A 16043-nucleotide genomic window follows, 5' to 3' on the forward strand; every position below is an offset into this window, starting at 1 on the left:
GCCCGCTCGGGCTCCGTGGCGGTTACCCCGGGATAATCACGACTGCGTGACTTCGCGCTGGGGATCACGGCCGGGTCAGAGCGTCCAGCTCCTCCGGAGGGCACGAGCCGGCTGCGCGGTCAGCCCGTCGAGCACTCCCGCCAGCTTCGCTTGTGCGGCGTTGCTGGTCTCCGGATCGCGGAGTGCGACGCTGACCTGGAGCGCGTGCAGCAGGAGCATGTGGGAGATGCGGCCGGTGATGACGTCCATCTCGGCCGGGTCGGTGGCCGTTCCGGCGACGAGGGGGATGTCGACGTCCTGCATCAGCGGTGAGTCGGCGTAGCTGGAGACGCCGATCGTGGTGGCGCCCGCCTCGTTCGCGGCGGCCACGGCGACCAGGGTCGGCCGGTTCGCGCCGCTGTGGCTCACGGCGAGGCAGACGTCGCCGGGGACCAGGAGCCGTGCTGTGAGCTGCTGGGTGACGTTGTCGGCCGGGGCTTCGGTCGGCCGGCCGCTGCAGACGAACCGCAGGGCGGCGTCCTGAACCGGTGGCGCGGACGCGCCGGTGCCGACGAACAGTCGGCGTCCCGCGGAGGCGAGGGCGTCGGCGGCGCGGTCCACCTGGGTCTGGTCGACCATGTCCGCGCCGAGGCGGAGGCTCTCGATGGCGGTGGCGAAGACCGCGGCCGCGGTCGTGGGCTGCGGCAGCGGCGGTCGGTCCGGCAGCTCCCTGGCGAGTACGAGGCGCAGTTGCTGGAACCCGGTGAAACCGAGGCTCTTGCACGCCCGCACGACGGTCGCGGTCGAGGTGCTGGCCGCCTCGGCGACGTCGGCGACCGACCAGTCGAGGACCCGCTCGGGTTGTTCCAGGAGCACGGTCGCGACCCGCTGCTCGCTCGCCACCAACCGCCCGGACAACGCCCTGATGCGGGTCAACGCCTCGGACGGCGCGCGCGACGGCGGGCTCACCCGGAAATGCTACGTCGGCGGGCGGGGCGGATGATCGTCGGTTCGTTGATCATCGCAGCCCCGAACGGACGAAGGCGTCCACGACCTGGCGTTGCAGCGCGATGTAGAGCGCGAACACCGGCAGGCAGGCCAGCCCGGAGGCGGCCATCATCGCGCTCCAGTCGTTGCCCTCCGAGGTGAGGAACGCCCGGACCCCCACCTGGATCAGCTGGTCGCCGCCCCGCAGGACCATCGTCGGCCAGAAGTACTCGTTCCAGGCCGAGATGAAGGCGAGGATCGACACCGCGGCGATCGCCGGGCGCAGGTTCGGCAGTAGCACGGTGACCAGGGTGTTGAACGGCGACCGCCCGTCCATCGTCGCGGCGTCGAACAGTTCCCGCGGGAACGAGTTGATGTGCTGGAACAGCATCAGCACGGACACCGCCGAGACGACCTGCGGCACGACGACCGCGGTGACGGTTCCCAGCAGGCCGAGCTGGGAGATCAGGACGTAGTTCGGCAGCATCGTGGCCTGCACCGGCACCAGCCACGTGCACACCACGAGGAGCATGATGATCCGTTTGAGCGGGAAGTCCCACCGGGCCAGCGCGAACGCGGCGAGGACGGCGGTCAGGACCGTACCCACCGCCACCGCGGCGGCCATGGCGAACGTCCCCAGCATCATCGAGCCGAACGGCAGGTTCGCGAGTACGTACGCGTAGTTGTCCAGCGTCACGGCGTCGGGGACGAGCCGCTGGTCGAGCACGTCCTCGGCCGGTTTCAGCGATGTCGCGTACATCCAGTACACGGGGAACGCGCTCGCGACGCCGGCGACGGCCAGGACGAGGTGTCCGCCGATGCCCCGCCACCACGGGCCGCGGTCCGTCCGGCCGGCCCGGGTCGCGGGCGCGTCCCGGACGGGTGGGGCCGTGGGCGCGGGTGGCCGCGACGGCTCGACGAGAGTCAGCACGGATCCTCCGGATCAGTTGTCGTAGAAGCTGAAGCGCCGCACGAGTGCGAGCAGCCCGGCGGCGAGGACCCCGAACGCGGCGAAGAACACGACCGACGCCGCCGAGGCGTAGCCGACGTCGAAGTTCGTGAAGCCGAACTTGTAGAGCAGGTAGTAGATGTTCATCGTCGTGCCCGACGGGCCGCCCTGGGTGAGCAGGTCGATCAGGGCGAACGACCACTGGGCCGACAGCAGCACCGTCATCAGCGTCATGAACAGGACTGTCGGCGACAGCAGCGGCAGGGTGATCGTGCACAGCGTCCGGACCCGGGACGCGCCGTCGAGCGCGGCGGCCTGGACGTACTCGCGGTCGATCCCGGCCAGACCGGCGGCGAACACGAGCACGGCGAACCCGCTGATCTGCCAGCCGGTGATCAGGATGAGCGCGATCAGGGCCGTCGGGGCGTTGCGGAACCAGTTGCCCGGGTCGGCCCCGACGACGGCGAGGGCCCGGTTGACGATGCCGTCCTGGTTGAGCATCCAGCGCCACACCGCCGCGCTCGCGACCGGCGTGACCAGCATGGGCAGGAACACGAGTGCCTGGTACACGGTGCGGGCCCGCCCGCCGACGCCCCGGCTGAGCAGGGCGACGACCATCGGGACGACGACGGCGAAGGGCAGCATGCCGAGGACGTACCAGCCGGTGTTCACGACCGCCTGGCGCATCTCGGGCAGCGCGGCCACGTCGGCGTAGTTCTGCATGCCGACCCAGGTGGCGGGGGTGGTCGGCAGCAGGTTCCAGTCGTAGAACGACCACTCGACGGTCTGGGCGAGCGGGCGGTAGGTCCAGACGACCAGCCCGGCCACCGCGGGCATCAGGTAGAGGTAGGGCCGCAGCCGCGCCCACCACCGGGCCCCGGCCGGAGCCGGCGCGGCGGTGGGGGCGAGGCCGCGCGGCGAGACCGGCGCGGCGTCGACGAACATCAGTGCGCGGCGGAGTGGGCCAGGACGAGCTCGGCCATCTTCGCGGTCGACATCTCGTAGACGGGCTGCTCACCCTCGGGCGGCAGCTGGATCGAGGTGGCGGTGACGACGCCGTCGGTGATGTCGATGCGGCTGAACGCCGGCGCCGGCCGCCCGCGCAGCATGCCGGCCGGGGCGGTCCCGTCGAAGGAGTAGGCGAGCGCGCCGCCGACCCACACGAACGTCGATCCGACGATGCTCGCGGCCGCGGCGTGGGTGTGTCCGGCGAGGACGGCGCGGACGTCGGTGCCGTCGAGGGTCTCGATCAGCTTCTCCGCGTCGCGGAACCCGACCGCGGCGTGCAGCTCGTCGGACGCGGGGACCGGCGGGTGGTGCAGCGCCACGATGGTGCCCTCGGGGGCGGGCTCGGCGAGCTGGGCGCCCAGCCACTCGTACTGCGCCTCGTCGATCTCGCCGTGGTGGTGCCCGGGCACGGTGGTGTCGAGCGCGATCAGCCGGAGCCCGCCGATCCGGCGCACCGCGTCGTGGCTGCGCCGGCCGGCCTCCGGGTCGTCGAGCAGCTCCGCGTGGAACGCGCTGCGCTCGTCGTGGTTGCCCATGAGGTAGACGACATCGGCGTCGAGGCGGGCCGCGGCCGGCTCGACGACGGCGCGCAGTCGGCGGTAGGCGCCCGGCGCGCCGGCGTCGGCGAGGTCGCCGGTCAGCACGATCGCATCGGTCGGCATCCCGCTCGCCACGACGGCGTCGAGGACCCGTTGGAGGTTTCCGAGGCTGTCGACGCTGCCGTGCAGCAGCTCGCCCTCGACAACGATGTGGCAGTCGGTGATGTGCAGCAGGCTGCGGGTGGTCATGAGGGCTCCGGTTCGGTCGAGGGGATCGTGACGAGGGCGCGGGTGAGCGCGTCGAGCTCCCCGCGGGTCATGCCGTGGGCGAGCAGGTAGGCGGCCGCGCCGCCGTGGACGGTGTGCAGTGCGTCGAGGAGCCGGTGCATGACCTCGGCCGGGCTCTCGCGGTAGATCGCGTGCAGCAAGGTCAGGGCGTCGGGGGTGAGGTGCTCCGGGACGGGGAGCGCGGCGAAGAACGACTCCGGCAGGCGCGCCGCGGTCAGCGCGTAGTCGGTCGCGACGGTCTCGTCCGGGACGCCGACGGCCGACAGCACCAGCGCGATCACGACGCCGGTCCGGTCCTTGCCCGCCGCGCAGTGCACGAGTGCAGGCAGCGCGCCCGGGCGGGCGAGCTCGCGGACCGCCGCGACGAGGCCGTCCCCGCAGGTGGTCAGCATGTGCTCGTACAGCTCGGCGAGGGTGGGGATCTCGGTCCCCGCCGCGAACGCGGACCCACCGTCGCCGAGGACGGGCCGGTGCGCCGGGACCAGCCCGGTCCCGTCCAGCGCGCTGGGGGCGGCCGCGCACTCGGCCGAGCTGCGCAGGTCGACGACCGTGCGCAGGCCGAGGGCGGCGAACGCCTGGCGCCCGGCGTCGTCGAGGTGCTGCAGGCCCGCGGAGCGGAACAACCGCCCCCACCGGACCCGCCCGGTGCCCGCCGGGTAGCCGCCGACGTCGCGGACGTTGAACGCCCCCGGCACCTGGTGGTCGCGCGGCGGCTCGAGTCCCGCGGTCACGGCACGAGCCCCTGCGCGCGCTCCTGCGAGGCCCGCATGGTCGCGGCCGGGTCCGCTCCGCGGTAGACCACCTCGGTGGCCGAGTCGGTGAGCAGGGTGAGGATCTGTTGGTACTGGTCGCCGGGGTAGGCGACGGTGGGCTCGAGCCGGTCGAGCTGCGCGAGGTTCGGGCGGACGAGCGGGTTCGCGGCGGCCCATTGCTGCAGGCCGTTCGGATCCTCGACGAGACCCACCCGCAGCGGCAGGTAGCCGATCCCACTGGTGATCTTCGTGTACGCCGTGTTGCTGGTCATGAACTTGATGAACTCCCACGCCGCCGCCTTCTTCGCCGGGTCGGTGGAGAAGGAGAACAGGGCCGATCCCGAGTTCGTCGGCACGGCCTCGTGGCCCTCGAAGGCGGGCATCGGGGCCGCGCGCAGCTCGAAGCCGGTATCGGACGCCGCCGCTATCAGGGCGCTCTGGATGGCGCTCGTCTGCAGGAACATCCCGAGGCGGCCCTGGGAGAACGCCTCCTGCGCGTCGCCGGTGTCCATGTCGGGAGAGGCGCCGCTGCCGACCAGGTCCTGCCACGTCGCCAGCGCCGCGACCGAGCCGCCCGCGCCCCAGCTGATCGTCCTGCCGTCCTCGCCGAGGACCCGGCCACCGGCCGAGCGGATGACGCCCTGCAGGCACCAGTCGGCCGCGCCGGTCCCGAGGCAGGCCAGGTAGCCGCCGTCGGACTCGGTCGCGCCGGTGATCGCCAGCGCTGCCTGCTTGAACTCGCCCCAGGTCGCCGGCGGGCGTTCCGGGTCGAGGCCGGCGGCCCGGAACAGGTCGGCGTTGTAGAACAGGACCGGCGTGGAGAACACGTACGGCATGCCGTAGGTGTCGCCCTCGACGTCGCCCATCGTGCGGGTGCGCTCGTGGAAGGGGTGCTGGCCGTCGGAGCCGTCGAGGTGGGTGGCGACCGCGGCGTCGCCGAACTCCTCGTTGAAGTTCACCGCGCGCAGCGACTGCGCGGCGAACACCCGGTCGCCGAAGCCGAGCTGGGCGACGTCGGGCGGGTTCCCGGCGACGATCTGCTGCTGGACGCTGCCGGTGAGGTTCGCGATCCCGCCCGCCGGAGCCTGGGCGGTCACGTCGATGTCGGGGTGCTGCTGCTCGAACTCCTCGACCAGCCCCGTGATCGTGTCGGTCCACGGACCGGCGTTGAGCAGGTTGTAGGTCTCGAAGGTGATCGACACCTGCTGGCCGGGGACGAGGCTGGGAGCGGCGCCGTCGGCACCGGGCGCGGCGGAGGGCGGGCCGCCGCAGGCCGCGAGGGCGAGGCCGCCGGCGAGCACCGCGGCCGGGAGCACCCGGCGGCGGGATCGGCGGGCATGGGAAGACATCAGGGGTGTGCTCCAGTTCTCGGAGGAGGGTTCTCGGGGGGAGGGGGAGGCCTCAGCCGACCGCGACGGTGCGCTCGGCAGGCTCGTCCACCCAGCGCAGGCGGCGCCGGGTGGTGGCGTCGAACAGGTGGAGGTCGGCGAGCGAGCAGGTCAAGGACACCTGGTCACCCACGGCGAGGCGCAGCGGTCGCGGGCCGCGCACCGCGACCGGGGTGTCACCGACCCGGCACTGCGCGACCTCCTCGCTCCCGAGGTTCTCGACGGCCTCGACGCGGGCGTCGAGCAGGATTCCCGCGTCGACGCCGTCGGGGCCGCGCCGGACCAGGTGCTCGGGGCGGACCCCGACCACGACCTCGTGCGGCGGCGTCTGCCCCGGCCACAGCTCGGCCCGGATCCCGTCACCGTCGGCGCGTACCCGGCCGTCGGCGCTCGTGACGGTCGCGGGCAGCACGTTCATCGGCGGCGCGCCGAGGAAGGTCGCGACGAACACCGACGCGGGGCTGTCGTAGACCTCCTCCGGTGTCCCGACCTGCTCGACCCGCCCGCCGTCCATCACGACGATCCGCGACGCCATCGTCATCGCCTCGACCTGGTCGTGGGTGACGTAGACGAAGGTCGCGCCGAGCCTGCGGTGCAGGGCGGCGAGCTCGGTGCGGGTGGCCGTTCGGAGCTTGGCGTCCAGGTTGGACAGCGGCTCGTCCATGAGGAAGGCCGCCGGGTTGCGGACCATCGCCCGGCCCACGGCCACCCGCTGGCGCTGCCCGCCGGACAGCTCCTTCGGTCGCCGGGACAGGAACGGGGTCAGGGCCAGTTGTTCGGCGACGGCCGCGACCTGCTCGGCCACCCTCGCCCGCGGGACCCGGCTGCTGCGCAACGGGTACGACAGGTTCCCGGCGACCGTCAGGTGGGGATAGAGGGCGTAGCTCTGGAACACCATCGCCAGATCCCGGTCCTTCGGGGATGCATGGGTGATGTCCGTGCCGTTCAGCAGGATCCGGCCTGCCGACGGGGCCGACAACCCGGCGAGCATCCGCAGCAGGGTCGTCTTGCCGCAACCGCTCGGACCGAGCAGCGCGACGAACTCTCCGTCCTCGACGGTCAGGTCGACGGCGTCGACCGCGGTCGTCGCCCCGAACTGCTTGCCGAGGCCCTCGATCTGGATTCTGGCCACCTGATCTACGTCTCCTCGTTACGCGGTGACGACTTGTCCACGTCATCTCGTTACGAACCATGCCGGGCTCACCCGACAGGGGGATGCCGTCGACATGGACGGCAGGTGACGACCTGACAGCGAGAGATCGGGCCGCCGGTACTCGGGCCGGGCGCGGCCTGCCTCGCACGCCATCGGGATCCGCCGGGCTCGACCTCTTGACCTGCGGTGTGACAGCTGTACCCTCGCTGCAAGTCAATGACGGACACTGTCCAACAATGTCGGACAGAAGGGTGGGACCGTGGCTCTCGCGGCCGAGTCGAACGCCGGTTCCGGAGTCGGGGTCACGTCGTCGCCCGACCTGATGCGATCTCCCGACCAACTGATGCGGCCCCGCCGACTCGGTGCGCTGCCCTCGAACCGCATCAGCGCGGCGCGCAGTTTCGTGGATCTGATGCGCAGGGAGCGCTGGAAGATCGAGCTCGTCGAGATCGACGTCGACGCACGGGCGAACGGGCGCATCGTGTACCGCATCGACACCGGGCGGAACGTCCTGACGCTGGCGGCGTTCTCCCGGGAGCCGCGGTTCGTGAACCGGACCTCGCGCATCATCGGGTCGAGCTGGGACATGGAGGGCGCCCTGATCGAGGGCGAGCCCGACCAGGGCATGCTCGAGCACACCCGGGAGGAGATGCCCAAGCTCTACGCCGGCCGCGCCTGCCCGGGGACGCTGGTCTGGTTCCGGTCCAACCAGAGCACTCGGCTGTTCGAGTACGTCCGCTCCTGCCTGGCCCGCGGCGAGCAGCCGGACGTCGAGCGGCTCCGCGAGACCGGCTACCTCATGCGCAACACCGGTCTGGACGGCAACGGGACCTTCGGGACCCGGTCCTTCCGCTCGCTTGAGGACGACCACCCGCTGCGGCTGCCGTACCACGCCCAGATGCTCTCCGCCTACATGATGCGCGAGTTCGCGTGCGACCTCGTCGAGCACCTGGCGCGGCTCGACGCCCCCGGGCTCGCCCGCCCGCTGGACCCCGCGCTCAAGCGCGAGCTGGGGATCGGCAACGGGTCGGCGCTGGGGCTGGTGCTCTTCGCGTTCAACCGGCCCACGCTCGTCGGGGCGTGGATCAGGGCGTTCGAGACCGCCCGATCGGCCGCGCTGGCCCTGGAGCTCGCGCCGGACGACCCGCGGCTGGACGCGCTGGATGCGCTGCTGGAGCGGGCGGCCGACTACCGCAACCGGGACCTGTCGGCCTACACGGCGTTCCCCCGGGGGCCGGAGATCGCGCTCGACCTGCGGCGGGTCCGGCAGACGCTGCGAGCCGTGCGTGCCGGGGACCGCGACGGGAGGACCGCGGCCGACCGGCCCTGCGCCAGGGTCGCCGAGCTGATCGCGGGTGAGGTCACCCCGGAGGCCGAGGAGATCTTCAGCAGCCTGCTGCTGGAGCTGGTTCCCGAGCTCTGCGACGAGCTGCTCGAGACCCTGGTCGTGGACGAGCAGGTGCAGGCCGATCCGTTCATGTCCTGCGCGCGGCTGCAGGAGCTCGTCACGGGCCCGTTCGCGTGGGCTCTGGGGTTCCCGCTGGACGAGCCGGAGCAGCGGACCCGGTCCTGGTACAAGTCCCGGGCCTCGGAGGAGCCCCGCTCCGGGCCCCGCGACGAGATCCCGGAGGGAACGTTCGAGCTGTCGATCGACCACCCCGGTCAGGTCCAGCGGCTGTACGCGGCGTTGCAGGAGCCCGGGCGGCCGGCGACCGTGGGCGAGCTCCTGGCCGAGCGGCCGGAGCTCGAGTCGGCCGTGGCGCACGTGCAGGTCCTCGCGACCGAGCCGTACGCGATCCCGCGGGTGGACCTGCGCAGCCAGGAGTGCGTCCCGGTCCACCTCATCCACGTCCTCAACGCCTTCTGCTTCGGCCTGGACAACACGGTCGACCACCTCAACCGGTACCTGCGCGGTCTGATCATGGAAGGGGCGCCGACGAGGGCGGAGGTGGCGCGGGGTGAGGGCGCCGACTGGTGGTGGCAGACCCCGGCGGACCGGATCCGGGTGTCCGCGTGAGCGGGGCGGCGGTGGGGGAGACCGAGTCCCGAGGGGCGGAGAACTCCTCGCCGGGGACGAAGACCCTCACCAGCGCGGTCAAGATGCTCCGGGTCCTCGAAGCGGTCGCCGACACGACGACACCGACGGTCACCGAGGTGGCGGCCGCGCTGGGCTGGCCCCGCGGGGTGGCTCACCAGTACCTGGTCACCGGCGTCCGCTCGGGCTGGCTGGCGCGGCACGGTGAGCAGTACGTGCTGTCGACCAAGGCCTGCGCCATCGGCAACGCCGCGCTGGCCGCGCTCGGGCTGACCGCGGCGGTCCGCGCCCAGATGCACGCCCTGGTCGGCGCGCTGAACGAGCCGATCTCGTTCGCGGTCCTCGACGGCGACCACCCCCGGATCGTCGAGCGGGTGGAGCCGGACCGGGCACTGCAGGTACGCCGGTCCAGCGAGGAGCGGATCTCGGTCAGCACGTCGGCCTCCGGGCAGGTGCTGCTCGCCTACGGCGGCCTCGAGCTCCGCGACGACCTGCGCGCGGCGGGGATCGCGCTGCCGCCCGAGGAACGCTACCGGCAGGTGCGGGCCGACGGGTTCGCCATCATCCACGGCCGCTGGTCGGGCGACGACGTGACCGCGGTGGCGGTCCCGATCTTCTCGGGCGGCGTCTGCCGGGGTGCCCTGAGCGCGATCACGCCGAGCGGCCGGACCGACGAGAACGTGATGCGCGACCACCTCTGCCGTGCGCGTGACGACATCGAGGACGAAGGCAGGTTCCGCCCATGACCGCTGAGAGATCCGCCCGGGCGAGCATCCGCCCGACGATGAGCGCGATCACCCCGCCGGAGGGCGTCACGGGCACGCTCACCGTCCAGCTGCGCGAGATCAAGCTCGTCACCGAGCGGCTGATGATGGTGCTCGGGGTGCCGCCGGGTGCCGTGCCCGGGGCGCGCCAGTTCGTCGTCGCCGGATGCGCGGGCGACCCGGAGCGCACCCTGGAGGACCTGGCGAGCCTCACCCGGCCCGAGCCCCGCCCCGCATTCCGGGCGCCCCGCTTCACCGGCGAGGGCCGGACGGTGACCGTGGACTGCGCCGGGACGAGCCTGCTGCTGAGCGGGCACCTCCTCGTCCACCACCTCGCCGCGCGGGCCGCCCGCACGGGGCCGGTGGAGGCCCGGGTCACCCGCGCCGGGCACCCGTCCGCGCTGCGGACCGCCGCTCGGGTGCTGCAGGGCTACCGGATCGAGGCCCGGGTGGTCGACGGCAGCACGCTGCACGTCCCGCCGCCGGACGGGACCCCGGACGTCGCCGCGGCGTGGACGCGCACCGAGGCCGCGCTGCTGCGCGGCGTCGAGATCGCCGCATCGACCTGGTGGCAGCTCTACTTCACCTCGAACCGGGCGCTGAGCGTGGACACCGCGCTCTCCCGCTACCACACCGGCGACACGCTGCGGCGGGTGACCGCCGACGGCGAGCGCTTCATCCGGCAGAACGACCCGCTCGGGCGGGAGTCGCACCGCCGGGAGATCTTCATCGACGTCTCGTGAGACGGGGAGCACGATGGTCACAATCGACAGCCTGATCTGCTCGCGGATGGACCGGCGGGCGATCGAGGACACGCTGGCGGGCGGCATCGACTGCGTCACCGTCACCTGCGGGTTCTGGGAGGACACCACCGAGTCCATGGACGCGGTGGTGCGGTGGGGCGAGCTGGTCACCGACAACGCCGACCTCGCGGTGCTCGTCCGGGAGCCGGGCGACATCGACCGGGCCGCGGCCGAGGGGAAGCTGGCGATCCTGCTGGGCTTCCAGAACTCGGCCTTCCTGCAGGGGCGACTGGGCTACGTCGAGCTGTTCAAGAAGATGGACGTGCACGTCGCCCAGCTCACCTACAACATCCAGAACGACATCGGCGGGAGCTGTTACGAGCCCGCGGACTCCGGGCTCACCCGCTACGGCCGGGAGGTCGTGGCGGAGATGAACCGGGTCGGGATGGTGATCGACCTCTCGCACGTCGGTGACCGGACCAGCCTGGAGGCGATCGAGGCGTCCGAGCGCGGCGTGGCGATCACGCACGCCAACCCGCAGAGCCTCGTCGACCACCCCCGCAACAAGTCCGACGACGTGCTGCGCGCGCTGCAGAAGAACCGCGGCGTGCTCGGCGTGACGATGTACCACAACATCACCCGCGGCTTCCACGAGACGGTCGACCAGTGGTCGGAGATGGTCGCGCGCACGGTCGACCTGATCGGCGTCGACTGCGTCGGCATCGGCACCGACCACAACCAGCACGGTGACGAGGGCTATCTGCGCTGGATGCGCAACGGCCGGTGGTCCCGCCGGGAGCAGAAGGGGGCCGGGATCGCCCCACCGCCGGCGAGACGCAGCTGGTACACCACGCCGCACTCGCACCGGGAGATCCTGCCCGCCCTGCTGCGCCGCGGGTTCGACGAGCGGGAGGCGGGCCAGATCCTGGGTGGGAACTGGCACCGGTTCTACGCCCAGAACCTCACCCCCGCGGGAGGCCGGTCGTGAGCGCCACCGCAGCGGCCGGGGAGCGGGTCACCCAGGCGTCGTCGATCAGCGTCGCCGGCGTCAGCAAGGTCTTCCGTCGCGGCAAGCTGACGATCACGGCCCTGCAGGACGCGAACCTGGAGATCGGGGCCGGGCAGTTCGTCTCGCTGCTCGGCCCGTCCGGCTGCGGGAAGTCGACGCTGCTCAAGGCGATCGCCGGCCTGCAGCCGCCCAGCTCGGGCGCGGTCCGGGTGGACGGCAGGCCGGTCACCGCCCCGCTGACCGACGCCGGCGTCGCGTTCCAGAAGCCGACCCTGCTGCCGTGGCGCACCGTCACCGAGAACATCTCGCTGCCCTTCCACGTCAGCGGCTCGATCTCCCGCGAGGAGGGGGCCCGCCGCGTGGAGCGGCTGCTGGAGATCACCGGCTTGCAGGACTTCGCCCACCACTACCCGCGCGAGCTCTCCGGCGGGATGGAGCAGAGGGTGGCGATCGCCCGCTCGCTCGTGCTGAGCCCCGGCCTGCTGCTGATGGACGAGCCGTTCGGGGCGCTGGACGAGTTCACCCGGGAGGACCTCAACGAGGAGCTCCTGCGGATCTGGAGCGCCGAACCCAAGACCGTGGTCTTCGTGACCCACAGCATCTCCGAGGCGGTCTTCCTGTCCGACCGCATCGCGGTGATGAGCGCACGACCGGGACGGATCTTCGACGTGTTCGACGTGGACCTTCCCCGGCCGCGCACGAGCGCGACGCGCACCGCCCCGGAGTTCAACGAGATCGTGGCGCACACCCGTCGCGTCCTCGACCAGACCCACTGACGCCGGAGGACACCGTGGTCCAACCGATGGTCCGCACCCCTGTCGACGACACCGAGCCGGTACCGGGCATCGCCGACCTGGGACCCCCCGCCGCGCGGTGGTACGCGTCGACGCGGGTCCAGGCCACGATCCTGTCGGTGCTGCTGCTCGCCCTGCTGCTCGGCTCGTGGTTCGTCGCGGCGCAGCAGGGGCTCGTGTCGCCACTCGTGCTCGCCCACCCGGCCGACGTCGTCGCCGCGCTGGTCGACCAGTTCTCCAGCGGGACGATCTGGCCGAACCTGTGGGCCACGGTGTACGAGACGATCGCAGGCTTCACCGCGGCGACCGTCGCCGCGCTGTTGGTGAGCTTCGTCTTCGCGTTCTCCGCGCCGCTGCGGATGGCCGTCTACCCCTATCTGATCATGATCCAGACCTTCCCGAAGGTCGCGATCGCGCCGCTGATCATCGCCGCGTTCGGCTACGGGCTGACCCCCAAGGTCGTCATCGCGGCACTGATGGCCTTCTTCCCGATCCTGGTCAACGCGATGGTCGGGCTGACCAACGTCAGCGAGGACCACACCAACCTGATGCGCGCGCTCGGCGCGAGCAGGTGGCAGCGCCTGCGGATGCTGCAGATCCCGAACGCGCTGTCCTACATCCTGCCCGGCCTGAAGTCCGCGGCGGTCCTGTCGCTGATCGGGGTCATCGTCGCCGAGTTCGTCTCCTCCCGGGAGGGCCTGGGATTCGCCATCCAGGCCTCGTCACAGGCGGGGACGATCGACGTCACCTACGCCCTGCTGATCATCCTGAGCGCATTCGGCCTGTCCATCTCGCTGGCACTGGGCCTGCTCAGCTGGTGCCTGCGCAAGTACCGGCAGTGACCCCGACCCCCGGCCCCCGGCCCCACACGCGAGAACCCGAGGTTCCGATGCCCCGACCGATCCGCAGGATGCACACCATCTCGTCGCGCTGCCGGCCGCGCCGGAACGGCCTGATCGCCGCCGCCGCGGTCGGCCTGATGCTCGCCGTCGCCGGGTGCGGCGGAGCGGGCGGCGGCGACGGGACAGGGCCGATGATCTTCGCAGTGCCCGACCAGTCCATGAGCGCGGCCACCGCGAGCTACGCGACGGTCCCGGAGACCATGGGCTACTTCGAGGCCGGCGGGCTCGAGGTGACCATGCAGCCGGTGGAGAGCGCGCTGGCCGCGATCCAGTCGGTGGGCTCCGGCCAGGCCACCTGCACCTACGCCTCCACCGCGAACGCGATGACCCTGGCCGCCACCGACCCGGGCATCGTGATCCTCGGAACCACCAACGGCAACATCTTCCGCACGGTCGCGCCGGCGGCGAGCGGCTTCGACTCCATCGACGACCTGGTCGGCCGCACCATCGGGGTGAGCGTGCTCGGCAGCGTCTCCGTCGACCTCGCCCAGGGCGGCATGCGGGCCGCCGGCGTGGAGGCCACCGACGAGCAGTTCCTCGCCGTCGGGTACGGAACCCAGGCCGCGCAGGCCTTCCGGGCGGGCGACATCCAGGCCTACTCCGGCTACGACGGTCCCAACCTGGTCATCGAGGGCCTGCTCGGCGAGCCGCTGGTGGAGCTGGAGAGCCCGGCGAACGACCTGACCGGGACCTCCTCGATGGTGTGCGCCCGGGAGGCGGTCGAGACCGCGCCCGACCGGATCGCAGCGCTGTGGCGGGCGTTCTTCCAGGGGATGGTGTTCGCGCAGGCGAACCCGGAGGCCGCCGTGCGCATGCACTGGGAGAACTTCCCCGCGTCCAAGCCGGGCGGCGGGGACGAGGCGGCGTTGCTGGGCGCCGCGACCGAGCAGCTGGCGAAGCGGCTGGAGACCACCGGCGGTCGCGGCTCGGCAGGGCAGTACGGCAGGCAGACCGACGAGGACCTCGAGGCGACCCGGACGTTCTACGCCGAGAACGGGATCATCACGCCGGAGGCGAAGGACACCCCGCTCGCCCAGATCGTCGACTACTCCCTGGTCGAGCGGTACAACGACTTCGACGAGGCCGCGGTCCGGCAGCAGGCCGCCGGGTGGACCGGGCAGGACGGGGAATGAACGGCGCGCAGGCGCTGCTGGGCACCCTCGCGCACAACGGCGTCGAGGTGTGCTTCGCGAACCCGGGGACCTCGGAGATGCACGCGGTCGCCGCGTTGCAGGACACGCCGCGGATCCGGGGGAGCCTGGTGCTCTTCGAGGGGGTCGCGACGGGCGCCGCCGACGGCTACGGCCGGATGAGCGGCCGCCCGGCGGCGACACTGCTGCACCTGGGCCCTGGCCTGGCCAACGGGCTGTCCAACCTGCACAACGCGCGCCGGGCGTGCTCGCCCGTGGTGAACGTGATCGGGGACCACGCCTCGTACCACCGCGCCCTCGACGCGCCGCTGACCTCGGACGTCGAGGGCGCGGCGCGGCCGTTCTCGGACTGGGTGCGCACCACGGCCGGGGCGGACGCGGTGGCCGGTGACGGCGCCGCCGCCGTGGCCGCGAGCCTGCGGGGGCAGATCGCCTCGCTGGTGCTGCCTGCCGACGCGGCGTGGAGCCCGCTGCGGGACGTCCCGCCGCAGTGGCCGGTCGCCGACCCGGCGCCCGCGCCGGTCGTCGACGAGCTCGCGGTGACGGAGGCGGCGCGGCTGCTGCGGGACGCCGGGCCCCGCGCGGCGATCCTGTTCGGCGGGCGCACCTCGAACGCGGTGGCGCTGGAGCTGGCCGCGCGGATCGCCGCATCGACCGGGGCCGAGGTGCTCGTCAACACCCACATCGCCCGGGTCCCGCGCGGCGCGGGGCGCCATCCGGCCCGCAAGGTCCCGTACCCGGTGGAGCAGGCGCGGGAGCTGTTCGACCGGTTCGACACCGTCGTGCTGGTGGGAGCCGCGCCCCCCGTCCCGTTCTTCGCCTACCCGGACAAGCGCAGCAGGATCGCCCGGCCGGGCACCCGGTTCGTCGAGCTGTGCGACGCGCGCGCGGACCCCGAGCCCGCCCTGCGGGCACTGCTGGACACCGCCGGCAGAACCGGTGCCGCAGGCCCTGCCGCGCGCCCTGCCGGGCTGGCGCTACCGGCCCGGCCGACCGGGACGATCACACCGGACAAGCTCGCGGCGTTCCTGGCGAACGTGATCCCCGAGGACGGGATCGTCGTCGACGAGTCGATCACCACGGGCCGGTCCTTCCACGCGGCGACGGCAACGGCCCGGCCGCACGACTGGCTCTCGGGCACCGGCGGGTCCATCGGCTACGCCATGCCGGTGGCGGTGGGCGCGGCCATGGCGTGCCCGGGTCGGCGCGTGCTCACGCTGGAGAGTGACGGCTCCGGCCTCTACATGCCGCAGGCACTGTGGACCCAGGCCCGGGAAGGGCTGGACGTGGTGACGCTGGTGTTCGCCAACCGGCGCTACCAGATCCTTCGCAACGAGATGGCGAACGTCGGCGTGCAGGACGTCGGCGAGCGGGCGTCGGCACTGCTCGACCTGACCTCACCGGTGGTCGACTGGGTGTCGCTCGCGCGCGGGCTGGGCGTGCAGGCCACCCGGGCGGAGACGATGGACGAGCTCGCCACGGCGACCGACGCGGCCCTGGCCGCGGGTGGGCCGACGGTGATCGAGGTCCTGCTCTGAACCACGGTGGGACGGGCCAGGCGGTCGGGCGACCGCGAGCAGTACCGGTGACATCACGGAGCGT

Annotated in this window: 15 protein-coding genes; 8 read left to right on the forward strand and 7 right to left on the reverse strand. The window is 72.6% G+C overall.

The features are described from left to right. Positions 1 to 75 precede the first annotated feature (75 nt). The 7 genes from FB558_RS20375 to FB558_RS20405 are packed head-to-tail and all read right to left on the reverse strand — an operon-like array spanning position 76 to position 7022. Entirely contained in the window at positions 76 to 948 is an 873-nt protein-coding gene (locus tag FB558_RS20375; RefSeq protein WP_142055797.1) for a MurR/RpiR family transcriptional regulator, read from the reverse strand. A gap of 49 nt (positions 949 to 997) precedes the next feature. Continuing rightward, positions 998 to 1897 (reverse strand): carbohydrate ABC transporter permease, encoded by a 900-nt coding sequence (locus tag FB558_RS20380; RefSeq protein WP_246106633.1) that lies wholly within the window; start codon positions 1895 to 1897, stop codon positions 998 to 1000. Between the two features lie 12 nt (positions 1898 to 1909). Further along, positions 1910 to 2860: a carbohydrate ABC transporter permease gene (locus tag FB558_RS20385; protein WP_142055799.1), complete on the reverse strand. Its 951-nt coding sequence runs from the start codon at positions 2858 to 2860 to the stop codon at positions 1910 to 1912. Continuing rightward, positions 2860 to 3711: a metallophosphoesterase family protein gene (locus tag FB558_RS20390; RefSeq protein WP_142055801.1), complete on the reverse strand. Its 852-nt coding sequence runs from the start codon at positions 3709 to 3711 to the stop codon at positions 2860 to 2862. The genes FB558_RS20385 and FB558_RS20390 overlap by 1 nt, the downstream gene beginning before the upstream one ends. Beyond that, positions 3708 to 4481, reverse strand: a complete 774-nt coding sequence (locus FB558_RS20395; protein ID WP_142055803.1) for a tyrosine-protein phosphatase — start codon at positions 4479 to 4481, stop codon at positions 3708 to 3710. Before FB558_RS20395 ends, FB558_RS20390 begins: the two co-directional genes overlap by 4 nt. Further along, positions 4478 to 5851 (reverse strand): ABC transporter substrate-binding protein, encoded by a 1374-nt coding sequence (locus FB558_RS20400; RefSeq protein WP_142055805.1) that lies wholly within the window; start codon positions 5849 to 5851, stop codon positions 4478 to 4480. The genes FB558_RS20395 and FB558_RS20400 overlap by 4 nt, the downstream gene beginning before the upstream one ends. A 52-nt stretch (positions 5852 to 5903) precedes the next feature. Continuing rightward, on the reverse strand, positions 5904 to 7022 hold the full coding sequence (locus FB558_RS20405) for an ABC transporter ATP-binding protein (RefSeq protein WP_142055807.1): 1119 nt from the start codon (positions 7020 to 7022) through the stop codon (positions 5904 to 5906). 433 nt (positions 7023 to 7455) lie between these two features. On the opposite strand from FB558_RS20405, the gene FB558_RS20410 reads away from it, so the two are divergent. Genes FB558_RS20410 through FB558_RS20445 form a run of 8 tightly spaced genes read left to right on the forward strand, consistent with a single transcriptional unit; the run spans position 7456 to position 15979 of the window. After that, entirely contained in the window at positions 7456 to 9060 is a 1605-nt protein-coding gene (locus tag FB558_RS20410; protein WP_142055809.1) for a hypothetical protein, read from the forward strand. Beyond that, entirely contained in the window at positions 9057 to 9824 is a 768-nt protein-coding gene (locus FB558_RS20415; RefSeq protein ID WP_142055811.1) for an IclR family transcriptional regulator, read from the forward strand. The genes FB558_RS20410 and FB558_RS20415 overlap by 4 nt, the downstream gene beginning before the upstream one ends. After that, positions 9821 to 10585, forward strand: coding sequence for a hypothetical protein (locus FB558_RS20420; protein ID WP_142055813.1), 765 nt, complete (start codon positions 9821 to 9823; stop codon positions 10583 to 10585). The genes FB558_RS20415 and FB558_RS20420 overlap by 4 nt, the downstream gene beginning before the upstream one ends. 13 nt (positions 10586 to 10598) lie before the next feature. Next, positions 10599 to 11573, forward strand: a complete 975-nt coding sequence (locus FB558_RS20425) for a membrane dipeptidase (RefSeq protein ID WP_142055815.1) — start codon at positions 10599 to 10601, stop codon at positions 11571 to 11573. After that, the gene (locus tag FB558_RS20430; RefSeq protein ID WP_246106634.1) at positions 11570 to 12370 is read left to right on the forward strand and encodes an ABC transporter ATP-binding protein; all 801 of its coding nucleotides are present in this window, start codon (positions 11570 to 11572) and stop codon (positions 12368 to 12370) included. The genes FB558_RS20425 and FB558_RS20430 overlap by 4 nt, the downstream gene beginning before the upstream one ends. A 26-nt stretch (positions 12371 to 12396) precedes the next feature. Next, on the forward strand, positions 12397 to 13230 hold the full coding sequence (locus tag FB558_RS20435; protein WP_142055817.1) for an ABC transporter permease: 834 nt from the start codon (positions 12397 to 12399) through the stop codon (positions 13228 to 13230). A gap of 47 nt (positions 13231 to 13277) precedes the next feature. Continuing rightward, on the forward strand, positions 13278 to 14423 hold the full coding sequence (locus FB558_RS20440; protein WP_142055819.1) for an ABC transporter substrate-binding protein: 1146 nt from the start codon (positions 13278 to 13280) through the stop codon (positions 14421 to 14423). After that, the gene (locus FB558_RS20445; RefSeq protein ID WP_142055821.1) at positions 14420 to 15979 is read left to right on the forward strand and encodes an acetolactate synthase large subunit; all 1560 of its coding nucleotides are present in this window, start codon (positions 14420 to 14422) and stop codon (positions 15977 to 15979) included. Before FB558_RS20440 ends, FB558_RS20445 begins: the two co-directional genes overlap by 4 nt. Positions 15980 to 16043: the final 64 nt, after the last annotated feature.

The organism is Pseudonocardia kunmingensis (genome assembly GCF_006716445.1).
GTDB classification, from domain to species: domain Bacteria; phylum Actinomycetota; class Actinomycetes; order Mycobacteriales; family Pseudonocardiaceae; genus Pseudonocardia; species Pseudonocardia kunmingensis.

What these genes read in the sequence shown, in the direction of transcription:
- FB558_RS20435 (WP_142055817.1), top strand. Translation starts at nt 12,397, where the DNA reads ATGGTCCGCACCCCTGTCGACGACACCGAGCCGGTACCGGGCATCGCC.
- FB558_RS20440 (WP_142055819.1), top strand. Translation starts at nt 13,278, where the DNA reads ATGCCCCGACCGATCCGCAGGATGCACACCATCTCGTCGCGCTGCCGG.
- FB558_RS20410 (WP_142055809.1), top strand. Translation starts at nt 7,456, where the DNA reads ATGCGCAGGGAGCGCTGGAAGATCGAGCTCGTCGAGATCGACGTCGAC.
- FB558_RS20390 (WP_142055801.1), bottom strand. Translation starts at nt 3,711, where the DNA reads ATGACCACCCGCAGCCTGCTGCACATCACCGACTGCCACATCGTTGTC.
- FB558_RS20420 (WP_142055813.1), top strand. Translation starts at nt 9,821, where the DNA reads ATGACCGCTGAGAGATCCGCCCGGGCGAGCATCCGCCCGACGATGAGC.
- FB558_RS20445 (WP_142055821.1), top strand. Translation starts at nt 14,420, where the DNA reads ATGAACGGCGCGCAGGCGCTGCTGGGCACCCTCGCGCACAACGGCGTC.
- FB558_RS20425 (WP_142055815.1), top strand. Translation starts at nt 10,599, where the DNA reads ATGGTCACAATCGACAGCCTGATCTGCTCGCGGATGGACCGGCGGGCG.
- FB558_RS20385 (WP_142055799.1), bottom strand. Translation starts at nt 2,860, where the DNA reads ATGTTCGTCGACGCCGCGCCGGTCTCGCCGCGCGGCCTCGCCCCCACC.
- FB558_RS20400 (WP_142055805.1), bottom strand. Translation starts at nt 5,851, where the DNA reads ATGTCTTCCCATGCCCGCCGATCCCGCCGCCGGGTGCTCCCGGCCGCG.